The organism is uncultured Nostoc sp. (assembly GCF_964247315.1).
Classification (GTDB): domain Bacteria; phylum Cyanobacteriota; class Cyanobacteriia; order Cyanobacteriales; family Nostocaceae; genus Nostoc.
The window spans coordinates 21449-33716 of sequence record NZ_CAXTTT010000088.1 but is presented as its reverse complement, the minus strand read 5'-3'; the positions used below and the strand labels follow the sequence as shown (position 1 = coordinate 33716).

Here is a 12268-nt window from a genome sequence, read left to right as displayed (position 1 = left end):
CCTCTGCTCCCCTGCTCCCCTGCTCCCCTGCCAAGTTTCCCGAAGAATAGGCGTAAGAACTCCAGTTAATGTAGGCGCGGGCTAAATCTTCGTCATCTGTCCAGTTTTGCGATTCGATTAAACCTTGGAGTCCGGCGCCGTAAGCACCTGGACGAGAACCAAAGATGCGATAACGCGATCGCACCACGGCTGCTTCTAAAGTTAATCCTTGGCTTGTCCACAAATCAGTTTCTTGGCGAACTGCATCCGCTAGGGGATTTTGTTCTGGCGGTTCATCCAAGTCTGCTACTGCTGACACTGCTTGATCGAATAAGTCAATTAAGTTGGGAAAAGCATCGCGGAAGAATCCCGAAATTCGCAAGGTGACATCTACACGAGGACGCCCCAAAATCGCTAGGGGCAAAATTTCAAAATCCACTACTCGCCGTGCTGCACCATCCCATACAGGTTGAACTCCAAGTAAAGCCAAAGCTTCAGCTATATCATCACCGCCAGTTCTCATGGTGGCTGTGCCCCACATTGATAAACCTAATGTTTTGGGATATTCACCATGCTCTTGAGTGTAATATTCTACGAGGGTTTCAGCGGCTTTTCTGCCGATATCCCAAGCTGTCTCTGTGGGAATGGCGCGAATATCGACAGAATAAAAGTTTTTCCCTGTTGGGAGAACTTCTGGGCGGCCGCGGGTGGGTGCGCCAGATGGAGCGCTGGGGACATATCCGCCATCGAGTCCGTGTAATAAATGGGTGATTTCTTCGGGAGTTTTTTGTAAAGCGGGAAGTAGGCGATCGCGTATCCATGTAGAGACGCGATTCATCGCGTCTGTGCTGGGGGGGGAGACGCGATTCATCGCGTCTGTACAAGATATTAGTTGTTCTACTAGGAGGGCGGCGTGTTCTTCTAAGACTTCGACGATATCGCCGATGGTGCGGCATTGTGTGCCATTGACTATTGAGTATTCACCACTAGTCATTGACAAATCTGCTGTAAGAGGGTCGAAGTCTAAACCCCAATCTTCAGCTATGGCACGGGTAATACCTGAAGAATGGCGATTGGGTATGCGAGCGATCGCTACTATTAAATCCCTTAATTGCCGTCCTTGGGGACATTGCCCAAAAATGTGCAACCCATCGCGGATTTGGGCTTCTTTTAATTCACAAAGATAGCCACCGATAGAATTCAAAATTAAAGATTCAGAATTAAAAATTTCTGTTTCATTTTGGATTCCTAAATCTAGATGGAGATTTTCTTTGATTACCAGTTCGTGGATGCGATCGCGAATCACTGGCAAACGCGAAGGATCTAAACTGTCTGCTTCATAATACTCATCAATTAAATTTTCTAACTGTTGCAAAGAACCGTAAAGTTCCGCACGAGTCATCGGCGGCGTTAAGTGATCTATAATTACCGCTTGAGCGCGACGTTTGGCTTGGGAACCTTCACCAGGGTCATTGACAATAAACGGGTACAGGTGGGGAAGTGCGCCAAAAGCCACTTCTGGATAACAGTTACTGGACAAAGCCACACTTTTACCCGGTAGCCATTCTAGATTTCCGTGTTTTCCCACATGAACTACAGCATCAGCACCAAAAGTTTCTCTGACCCAATAGTAGAAAGCTAAATAAGCATGAGTTGGTTCTAAATCCGGCGCATGATAATTCAAACTGGGGTCATTATCATAACCCCTTGCTGGCTGAATTCCCACGAAAATGTTGCCGAGTTGAATTCCGGGAACGGTGATAGAGGCAGAGAGGGAAGGGGACAGAGGGGCAAGGGGGAATAATTCTTGATTGCTCCCTTGCTCTAAATTTCCCCACCTTTCACTAATACCCTGCTGCACTGCTGGCGGTAATGAAGCGAAATATTCTTGATATTCTTCCCAAGAAACACTTTGGTGTACCGGAAGCCATTCTCTACCTTCCGGATCGTTAGTTACACCATCTGTCAGCCGTTGAATCAACTCGTCTCCTTGAGCAGGTGGATTTTCTACTTCATACCCAGCCTGATGTAAAGCTTGCAGGATTTCTACACAACTAGCTGGGGTGTCCAGTCCCACACCATTGGCGAGGCGGCCATTGCGGTTGGGGTAGTTTGCCAAAATTAGGGCAATTCGCCGTTCTTGGGGTGGTTTAGAACGTAGACGCGCCCAATTTGCTGCTAGTTTAGCAACGAATTCGATGCGATCGCTCACTGGTTCATAAATTACCACATCTGTCTCTAAATCAGGATTACGAGTTTGCAATGCTTTAAAAGACACAGCACGAGTAATAATCCGCCCATCTACTTCTGGTAGCGCCACATTCATCCCAATATCGCGGGGAGAAAGCCCTTGAAATTGTGACTCCCACTGCTCAATTGATCCGCCACTAAGGATTACCTGCAACACAGGCACATCTAATTTTTGCCATAGGTCGGTTTGGGGTGTTTCGCTTTCCAAGCGTGCTAGAGAAAAACTGGTGGTATTTAGCAGCACAGCGATTGATTCAGCTTCTTTAGGTTGGAAAAATTCACTCAACTCAACTTGTACATCTGGTTCGCGCAATGAAGAAACAAATACTGGCACTGGTTGTAAATTTTTCTGTACCAAAGCTTCGCATAAAGCATCAATTACTTTAGTGTTTCCCGCTAAATAATGAGCGCGGTAGAAAAGGATGCCGATTTTGGGCATGGGGCATGGGGCATTGAGTGCTGTTAGCGGTAGCGGGGCGTTTAGCCCGTGCTGAGTAAATTTCTTGCTCCCCTGCTCTCCCACTCCCCACTCATACAATCCCACACGCCCAATTGGCCGCGGTGGCAGGGGATTGTATGCACTTAACAAGCAACTGTCAGAGATAAATTGCAGAGCATTAACGAAATTTTCTACGCCGCCTTCGCTAAAATACTGCCATACCTGGTTCACAATACCCAAGGGCACGGTAGACTGGGAAATTAAATCGGGATCAAAAGCGTCATCCCCTGGCATTACAATAAGGGTTCTACCATTACGTTGTACAATTTCTTGCACTACTTCTAAGCCATAACCCCAGTAGGAGCGTCCTCCTAACAGGCGCAAAATAATTACTTGGGCATGTTCTAAAACTTGTTCTCCGTAAGTATCTATACTTAATTGTTGCTGCAACTGCAAAAGGTTGGCGACTCTTAATGCCGGAAAGCTTACAGGTAACTTTGTAACCGCAGCTGCCAAGGTTTGAATGTCGGTATCAGCAGCCGTAATCAATACGAAAGGCGCTGGAGTTTGTTCTAAAAAAATTAAACCCTCTGACTGATTCCATCCACCCGATGTGCTACTTATACGATGCATAATCCTGTCTTACCGTTTTAAAATTGTTGGTTAGTAAATAATCAAAACAAACTTTTTTCCCCGGATTTAGCCCTCTCTCACCAAAATGATTGAAAATGCTTAGTTCTCCTGATTTGAGCTTTTCTCGAACCTTGCCTATTGTTGTATTTAATCAGCTTGGGGAGTTGTTAGAACAGATGGCTCAAAGGGTGGAAAGTGCCGCTCTGGTACTAACAGAAGCTGTGCTGGTGCGGATTTGCATACCTGTGGAGTGGCAAAAGCAAAGGTTTACGCTAGTGGTTTCTGAGCAGTTTAGTGCACTCTTGGTAGGAAACTTTGAGGAGGAGCAGGGGAGCAGGGAAGCAGGGGAGCAGGGGAGCAGAGGAGCAGAGGAGCAAGAAATTTACTCAGCATTCAGCACTCCTAATTCCCTACTCAGCACTCAGCACTCAGCACGGGCTAAACGCCCCGCTACCGCTAACAGCACTCACTTAGCACTCAATGCTCAGTTGACGTTTAATTTGGAGGCGATCGCTTCTTTTATCTACAAATTGAGAGACTTGTTTGAGTGCGATTCTTATACTCACCAAAATCTCGAACGCTATCGACAAATTATTAGACCTAATGATGCTACGCTCCAAAGTCAATTCTCGCTGTTGTTATTAGAATATCTCCTAACTCAGCCAAACCAAGAAATAATAGCAGATCCAAGCCCAATTGGGCCGGCAGTTTATATCTGTCAGCCAGTAGAAGATGCTTTAAAAAAACAGATTTCCCAAGAGCGGCTATTAAATCAGGTAACAACGCAGATCCGCAAAAGCCTGGATTTGCCCGTGATTATGGCAACGGCAATTACACAGGTGCGTGAGTTTCTAGAATTAGACAGATTAGTAATCTATAAATTTGCAGGTTCCCAAGTTAAGGCTCAACAATACGATTCTGACATTATTCCCCTCAATGAAACGGCACTACCAACAGATATGGAACTATCAGTTAGGGAATCTGTTGAAATCTATTTTTCTATACACGATAACAACGGTAAACACTCGCCTTTTGTATCAGTTAATAATCAACCTCTACTAAAAGACTGCCAAAAGAATGGAGGTTATATTGTCTATGAATCCCGTGCTACAGATGCTATTACATCGGTGTTGAATTACACGGAAAAAAATTGCTTTATCCGCACCTCTCAGTGTTGGGAGAAGTATCGCCAAGGCTTTACTTTAGCTGTGGATGATGTCGAAAAAACTTATGCTCTGGAAGAGTGTTTGTTGAATTTTTTAAGGGAATGCCAAGTTAGGGCTAAGTTGGCTGCACCGATTATGTTTGAGGAGAATCTGTGGGGATTGCTGATTGCTCATCAGTGCGATCGCCCTCACGAGTGGAATGATAGCGAAAAAAACTTGCTGGTTGCGATCGCAGAACAATTAGCGATCGCTATTCACCAAGCTGAGTTAATGCAAACGCTCACCCAAGAAAAACAAAATCTCGAACAACGAGTTATTGAGCGCACAATGGCTCTGCGTGATGCTCTCCTGGCTGCTGAAGCTGCTAGCCGGATCAAAAGTGAGTTTCTCGCTACTATCAGTCATGAATTGCTCACGCCTTTAACTTATGTTATTGGGATGTCTTCGACGTTATTACGCTGGCCTTTGGGTGAATTGAGTCAACGACAACGGGGTTATCTGCAAAAAATCCACGATAGTGGAGAACATTTATTAGAAATGATTAATGACATCCTCGATTTATCGCAAATCGAGGCTGGTAAGACAGCTTTAAACATTTCGGAATTTTCTTTGGTGAATGTTGCCGAAAATGCTATAGAATCACTGCAAAAAAAAGCAACAAGCGAACAAATTAATCTCATACTTGATTTGCAAATCAATCCCAGGTGCGATCGCTTTATCGGCGATGCCGAACGAGTAGAACAAATTCTCTGGAATCTGTTAACTAATGCGATTAAATTCACCCCTGAAAGTGGCAGCGTTATCTTACGTCTTTGGGTAGAAGATAATACTGCTATTTTTCAAGTTGAAGATACCGGGATTGGCATTCCTGAAGAACAATTACCATTACTGTTTGAGAAATTTCAGCAACTTGATACACCCTATCGCCGCCGCTACGAAGGCACTGGAATTGGATTAGCTTTAACTAAACAACTTGTAGAACTTCATCGAGGTCGAATTGAAGTAGAATCAACTGTAAGTATTGGCTCTATTTTTACTGTATGGATACCAACTCAGGCAATGAGAGTGGTGAGTTAGGAGTTAGGAGTTTGGAATTTGGAGCCTTTGAGTCTTATTCTCCAACGCTACAAGGGTTAGGATTGGAAGTTAGGTCTGTATTGTACTCAAGTGCAAACCGATATGTTAGCTAATCAAAGTAGTGAATTTTTTATTTTGAGGCTAGGCTAATTAGCATTTTTTCAAAAATTTTCAACACATGCTTCTCTCCATTGTCTCTAGTAAAAATGCTAAAATTTGGGTGAGAATTAATTTCAATTAACCAATATTTGTTATCTCGGTCTAATACGATATCTAAACCACCATAATCAAGGTCTAATTCTTCAAAAACTGGTTTAGCAAAATTAGCAATATCTGACAATATTTGTGGATCGTTGATATACTTTGCTTTCGCACCATCCCAGTGCAGAGGACTAAGGTTACCCGCAAATTTTGCATCAGTTATATCTTTTTCATAGAGCAAAACTAACTCTTTATTTAAGAAAATTGCTCTATATTCAGATTTTATAGAAATTAATTCTTGAGCAAGAGCTACATAATCATACTTATGATTTATATTGAAAATCTCTTTTAAAGCAGTTTCAATTTCATCTTGATTATGGCATAAAAAGACGTTATGTCCGCTCGAACCAGAATTCCTTTTAACAATTACTGGAGTTTCAAATTTTTTTTTGATTTCTAATACAATATCTTGAATAGTTGGGAATTTTAAGTAAATCTTATATTGAATGTCACAAAAAGGAGAAAGAAAACCTACTGTCCGAGGAAGTTTAACGTTTTTATTTAAAACATGGTAAGTGTATTCTTTGTCCTTTATAAGCTGTGCTACTGCTTGATTAATTAACGGAGTGGTATAGTTACAAAAATAATGCAGTTTATTATTTAATTTAATTTTAATTAAGTTTTCAGAAGGATGAATAATTTCATAGCTGATGTTTAAGTTTTCACAAGCTTTGAGTAATAGCGAAACGTTGTCTAACATAAATACTTAAAGTTAAACGTCTAAATTATGAATTACGGATTACGTAGCTTGCTTCTCACCTTTGGCAAGTATTACGAATTATTTTAACTTGCTGTTTGCCGTTTAAAAATTACTATCTCAGTCCCAACAACCGGGTTACGAGCTATTAGCCTATTTTGGGAGTCGATAATTTCTAAATGAGTAAAATCAAGTTCTTGAGAGCGTTGTAATATCTCAGCAGCTAGCTTATCCTGCTGAGATTCTTTGAGAGTGTACCAATCGTCACTAATAAGGACAGTTAGATTGCTAGTGCGGAAGTTGGCTTGAATTGACTTTATCAGACCAGAGGCAATGCGATCGCTAATTTCAACTACCTGATTTTCAATAGCCGCAATCAAGGCTTGTTCAGGTGTCAATTCTATGATTGGTGTCGGCGTTGGTGTCGGGATTGGCGTTGGTGTCGGGATTGGTTCTGGTTCCGGCGTTGGTGGCGTAGTTTGTACTTCGGGCGGCGGCGTAATTTCCTCTGGCGGCTGTGGTTCTGGTGCGACTGATTCCGGTGGAGTAGTTACCGTTGGTGTTGGTATGGGAACCTCTTCAACTGGAGGAACAGTTGCTACTTCCGTAGGTTTACCAGTAAAAATAGTCGTAGTTGTCCAAACGAGAATTACAGCAATTCCAGTAACAATTCCCGTCAAAGCTGTATCTGATAACTTTGTTGACAAATTTGATGGTAAAAACAAGCGGATTGTCCTTAACAATCCACCCCACCACAACTGAAGCTGCTGAAAAAAACCAGGTTTTTCCTCAGTACCAGGTGGGGGTGGTGTCTCCAGTTTTTCCACCGTTACTTCTAAAACCCCAATCGTCCCTTGGAGAAGCTGGATAATTTTAGCCTTCCAAAATGGCTGAACTCTCTGGTAAGGTTTTTGGGGAGGTTGAGTTATCTGCTCATCCGTCGGTTTTGACTGATTGTCTTGTGACATGGAACTTTCACCAAAAGCAGCGAATCAAAGACAAACAACGTACATTATTACTGGTGCTGCCTTCTTTTGCCTTAATGTATCACTTGATCATAATTCGTAATTACTAATTCGTAATTCGTAATTGAATAGAAGTTCATACCCCCGTTTCTATAGACGACTTGTATGTTAGTCGGGGTTAAATCCTCGTTACAAAACATAATTACGAATTACGTAGCTTGCTTCTCACGCCTTGGCGAGTATTACGAACTACGAATTGTTTAATGTACATTCTTTCAGTTAAACTGACTATTTATTAAATTTAGTGAATTATGAACCTGAAACGCCGTCAATTTTTATTTTTAAGTAGCCTCAGCGCCATTGGTGCAGGATTTTTAGGCTGGACGTTTCGTCAAAATCATCAAAGTGCTGATATTAGCGATTCAACAACAGCTATAGCCGCCAACCCAGCCAAAAAAGACTTGTTATTACGTTTTGTGTCTGTAGCAGATACAGGAACTGGGGCTAAAGGACAGTATGCTGTAGCTGGAGCGATGAATGCATATCATCAGAAAAATCCTTATGATTTAGTCGTTTTAGCTGGAGACAACATTTACAATAACGGCGAAATTGAGAAAATTAATGCAGTTTTTGAGCGTCCCTATCAAGGTTTGCTCAAGCAAGGTGTGAAATTTCAGGCTTGTTTAGGTAATCACGATATTCGTACTGCCAATGGCGATCCACAAGTCAAGTATGCTGGCTTTAATATGAAGGGACGTTACTATACATTTCGCCGGGGAACTGTACAATTTTTCGCTTTAGATACTAACGGTAATGCTGATTGGAAAAACCAGCTATCTTGGTTAGAAAAAGAATTAAGTCTTAGCAATGCTCCTTGGAAAGTAGTGTTTGGTCATCATCCGATTTATTCATCAGGTCAGTATGGGAATAATCCAGATTTCATTAAAACTTTTACTCCCCTATTTCAAAAATACGGCGTTCAACTTTACATCAATGGCCACGAACATAATTATGAACGCACTCGTGCTATTGATGGTACAACTTACTTAATTTGTGGTGCAGGTGCAGGTAATCGTCCTGTAGGGCGTTCTGAGTGGACAGGATATTCTACCAGTGACTTAAGTTTTGCCTCTTATGAAGTGTATAAAGATAGAATAGAAATAAGTGCGATCGCTACTAATAATCGCATTTTTGATAAAGGGATTATTCAATTAAAATCAGTTTAGTTGTATGACTGGGCAAGAACTTCCTTCTGCGATCGCCAATATTGTAGAATCATCTCAAACACTAGAGGCTATATTTTCTGCACTGTTACCAGCTGTAGGCGATTTTTTACAGTCTGATAGATGTTTTCTATACCTGCACAATCCACAGAATAACCTTGGTAGAGTTGCCTTTTGTTGGATTCGTACTCCAGATGTACCTACTGTTTATAATGAAGAATGGGCAGCACAATCGCCAACTTTAGTAGATGAAGATCCGATGTTTGCCGCTGCGCTACGTGCTGAACCTTCAATCTTTGTAGAAGATGTAGAAACAGCTGATTCTCAAGTTTTAAATCGGGAATATGAGCAGAAGAATTTTGGACATCGCGCCCTTATTCATGCTCATATCCGCCAGAATGGTCAACTCTGGGGAATTTTACAACCATGCATTTTTGGTCATCCTAGAATTTGGACTGAATATGAACAAGGAGTGATTAATAATCTCGTCGAAAAAATCACACCTTTTGCAGTTTCTTATGTCAAGTCTGCTTTTGATTAGCTGTTTTTTCTTACCAATTTCTTAGCTGTATTAAATTACGTTCAGCGTTGTTAAAACTATGAAAGTCAAGCGCCTGAAAATACAATCCTTCCGTGGAATCGGCGATTTGACGTTGGAGTTTGATGAAATATCGAGCAGTTTTTGATATTCTTTTAAAAATCAAGGAAGATTTAGCTCAATTATATTTATATGCCTATGACAAGGCATTAACAGGAATAAGTGTTAATTTTGGTCACTTATTTCAATGGTTTAAATAACGGGAAGATTTGGAGAACGAAGAACGGCGAGATAACCCTGCTCACAGAGATAAACAGCTAGAAGCAGTACGAAAAGCTATATATTCGTTAATTCCTGATTTTTATAACTTACGTGTTCGTCGTTCTCCTCTACGAATGACTGTCAGAAAACAAAATAAGGAACTCATAGTTAATCAGCTTTCTGATGGGCAGAAATGCTTGCTGGCAATGGTGGGAGATTTAGCAAGATGATTAGCGATCGCTAACCCTAGTTTATCAGATCCACTCCAAGGTAGTGGTGTTGTTTTAATTGATGAAATTGAGTTACACTTACACCCAAAATGGCAACGAAAAATTATTCCGGCTTTGACAAGAACATTCCCCAATTGCCAATTTATTGTCACTACCCATTCACCTCAAGTAATTAGCCAAGTTAAGCCGGAAGGAATTTACATTTTAGAAAAAACAAACGAAGGTGTTGTTGCTAAAAAACCAGAAAGTTCCTTTGGGAAAGACAGCAATCGTATTTTAGAAGACCTCATGGGTGTTCCAGAACGTCCGCAGGAAATTAAGGAAAGTCTTTTAGAGCTTTTTCGACTAATTGATGCTGGAAATATTGAAGGTGCTAGGCAATTACGTCAACAATTGGCTAATGAAATTGGAGCAGATGAGCCAGAGTTTGTTAAAGCGGATGTACTTATTCGGTGGAAGGAAATTCTCAACCGATGAAGCACATCAAAAAGAACCAGGAACCAGAAAAATTTACCAATTGGAAGGCTCTGGAAAATGATGATTGGAAACCTAGCTGGGATGATAATTTTCAAACACCAGAAAAACCTGTCGTACATGATGCTTTACTGAAGGAACAGGGATATATCTGTTGCTATTGTGGAATGCGTATCACTAGAACCGCTACAACGGAAAAATCTAATAACGCCTCTCCTAACCCCTCCAATTGCTCAAGAGATAATCCTCTGACTCGTTCAATCAACGATACATCAATCTCACCCAGATGACGATTTAGTTGACGTATAATTAAGTCTTGTTGTCCTTGACCATCTCAAAAATATGTGTGGAGCCGGAGACGCTCCGCCTCCGGTCAAATAGAACATTCAAGGGCATCGTAGTGCATTTAACTTTTTGGTTAATTTGATGACAGGTTTGACAGCTTATACTTATTTATCGAAAAAACCATCTATTAATATTTACCCAAAAGACTTGCCTGCACTACCTCCTGCCATTTTTTAGTTCCGTTGAACTCACGTTAAACTATGGAAAATCGTGAATACAGAATAGGAAACCTGACTGCGGTCAAAGTGTGGGAACTCGACTTGGATGATTTCGCGCTGACGCAGCTCCTGCCGGAGATTGAACCGGACACGCTCGCCAAAGCTCCAGCAGCGATGGATTCGCGCACCTATGATCGTCATACGGGAAAGGTGAAGCTCAGTGTGCATAGCTGGCTCCTGCGCGGCGGCGGCAAAACAATCCTTATCGATACCTGTGGCGGCAATGACAAAAATAGGCCAAAGCTGAAGGCTTTGGATCATCTGCGCACGCCTTACCTCGCGCGGCTCCTCGCCGCAGGGGCGCGGCCTGAAGAGATCGACTATGTTCTGCTTACCCATCTGCACGCCGATCATGTAGGTTGGAACACGCGATTGGTGGACGACTGCTGGACGCCTACTTTTCCGAATGCCACCATTCTCTGCTCTGGGCTGGAGTGGCGCTACGTCGCGGCGCTTGCGGCCAAGGACGACGCAGCGATTCAGTCCGCACGAACCGAGGCGGGGTTGGGCGAACCGATCCGAACACCTATAGATGGAGTCTTCCAAGACAGCCTAGCTCCGATTGAACCGACGGGCCGTCTGCGGCAGATCACCGTCGATGAAGGCGAGGTGCTGGAGGGAATCAGATTCCTTTCGGCACCGGGGCACAGCATCGACCACGCTGCGATTGCGGTCTCCTCACAAGGCGAGCAGGCGATTTTTGGTGGGGACATCGTGCATCATCCACTGGAGATGTCTCACCCGGAATTAGTCTCGATGTTTTGCGAGTTTCCCAACGCGGCGCGGGCTTCGCGCCGCAGGCTGCTGGACTATGCCGCAGAAAACGGCGCACTCTTTTTCAGCAGCCACTTCCCCGCCTCATCTGTCGGCCGGGTCACACGAGACGGGGCAAGCTATCACTGGAAGTTTTTCGAGGACTAATTCACAAATCCCTAGTTCGACAAACGTACTTAACCACGCGCTCCAGCGAACACCTTCGGCGTCGCTGGCTCAAGCAATGGCAGTAGCCATTTGTGAGAGGGTAAGGTAATTGCACTTTTATCAAGAGGGTGCGGGAAAAGGGGATAAATCGAGCTTGGAGACTGGTTTTCGTAAGGCTTTGACCACTCCTAAATCTTGATTTTCTTCCACTCTCTCTTGCACCCTCAAATCTCTTCCCCTAGTAGTTTACTTCGACTTGTGTGTACACCGTAGCCTTAGAAAGGGGAGGGTTAGGGTAGGGTAAAACCTTAAAGCTAGAGTTAATACAACCTAAGCTCAACTTATAAATGTTGGTGTTTTAGTTACAAATAACTCGTTTTAAGATAAGTAAAATTAAAGTTGAATTGAATAAATTTAATGATTAATTATAACAAGTCCAAAAATGATAAGTAAAATAGGAATTTTAGTTAATAAAACTTCCTCCTAACTTATTAATGAACAAGTTTTAGTTAATCCAGCACGTTCTGGAGTTACAAATGAACAAGTTTTAGTTACTACAGCATGTTCTGGAGTTACAAATGCTTCTTCTGT

The 12268-nt window shown here is 42.5% G+C and carries 9 protein-coding genes and 1 pseudogene; 6 read left to right on the top strand and 4 right to left on the bottom strand.

The genetic code is table 11. The annotated features are described in order from the left end of the window. Nucleotides 1-3301, bottom strand: a 3301-nt coding sequence (gene cobN / locus ACFE93_RS23705; RefSeq protein WP_375476828.1) for a cobaltochelatase subunit CobN, incomplete at its 3' end; no start/stop codon positions are given. A 95-nt stretch (nucleotides 3302-3396) separates the two neighbouring features. On the opposite strand from cobN, the gene ACFE93_RS23700 reads away from it, so the two are divergent. After that, on the top strand, nucleotides 3397-5544 hold the full coding sequence (locus ACFE93_RS23700; RefSeq protein WP_375476826.1) for an ATP-binding protein: 2148 nt from the start codon (nucleotides 3397-3399) through the stop codon (nucleotides 5542-5544). Between the two features lie 130 nt (nucleotides 5545-5674). Here ACFE93_RS23700 and ACFE93_RS23695 read toward each other — a convergent pair whose 3' ends face one another. Further along, the gene (locus ACFE93_RS23695; protein ID WP_375476824.1) at nucleotides 5675-6505 is read right to left on the bottom strand and encodes a RimK family alpha-L-glutamate ligase; all 831 of its coding nucleotides are present in this window, start codon (nucleotides 6503-6505) and stop codon (nucleotides 5675-5677) included. 83 nt (nucleotides 6506-6588) lie between these two features. Beyond that, complete coding sequence (locus ACFE93_RS23690; protein ID WP_375476822.1) at nucleotides 6589-7470, bottom strand: hypothetical protein; 882 nt, start codon at nucleotides 7468-7470, stop codon at nucleotides 6589-6591. A 308-nt stretch (nucleotides 7471-7778) separates the two neighbouring features. On the opposite strand from ACFE93_RS23690, the gene ACFE93_RS23685 reads away from it, so the two are divergent. From ACFE93_RS23685 to ACFE93_RS23670, 4 genes are all read left to right on the top strand, one after another. Beyond that, nucleotides 7779-8693, top strand: a complete 915-nt coding sequence (locus tag ACFE93_RS23685) for a metallophosphoesterase family protein (RefSeq protein ID WP_375476820.1) — start codon at nucleotides 7779-7781, stop codon at nucleotides 8691-8693. Between the two features lie 4 nt (nucleotides 8694-8697). Next, on the top strand, nucleotides 8698-9231 hold the full coding sequence (locus ACFE93_RS23680) for a GAF domain-containing protein (RefSeq protein ID WP_375476818.1): 534 nt from the start codon (nucleotides 8698-8700) through the stop codon (nucleotides 9229-9231). Nucleotides 9232-9497: 266 nt separating this feature from the next. Further along, entirely contained in the window at nucleotides 9498-9719 is a 222-nt protein-coding gene (locus tag ACFE93_RS23675) for a hypothetical protein (RefSeq protein ID WP_375476816.1), read from the top strand. Nucleotides 9720-9725: 6 nt separating this feature from the next. Continuing rightward, entirely contained in the window at nucleotides 9726-10196 is a 471-nt protein-coding gene (locus tag ACFE93_RS23670) for an AAA family ATPase (RefSeq protein ID WP_375476832.1), read from the top strand. A gap of 154 nt (nucleotides 10197-10350) precedes the next feature. On the opposite strand, the pseudogene ACFE93_RS23665 reads toward ACFE93_RS23670, so the two are convergent. Continuing rightward, nucleotides 10351-10521: pseudogene (locus ACFE93_RS23665) on the bottom strand (DUF4351 domain-containing protein); the annotation flags it as partial. A 217-nt stretch (nucleotides 10522-10738) separates the two neighbouring features. On the opposite strand from ACFE93_RS23665, the gene ACFE93_RS23660 reads away from it, so the two are divergent. After that, nucleotides 10739-11677: an MBL fold metallo-hydrolase gene (locus tag ACFE93_RS23660; RefSeq protein WP_375476814.1), complete on the top strand. Its 939-nt coding sequence runs from the start codon at nucleotides 10739-10741 to the stop codon at nucleotides 11675-11677. Nucleotides 11678-12268: the final 591 nt, after the last annotated feature.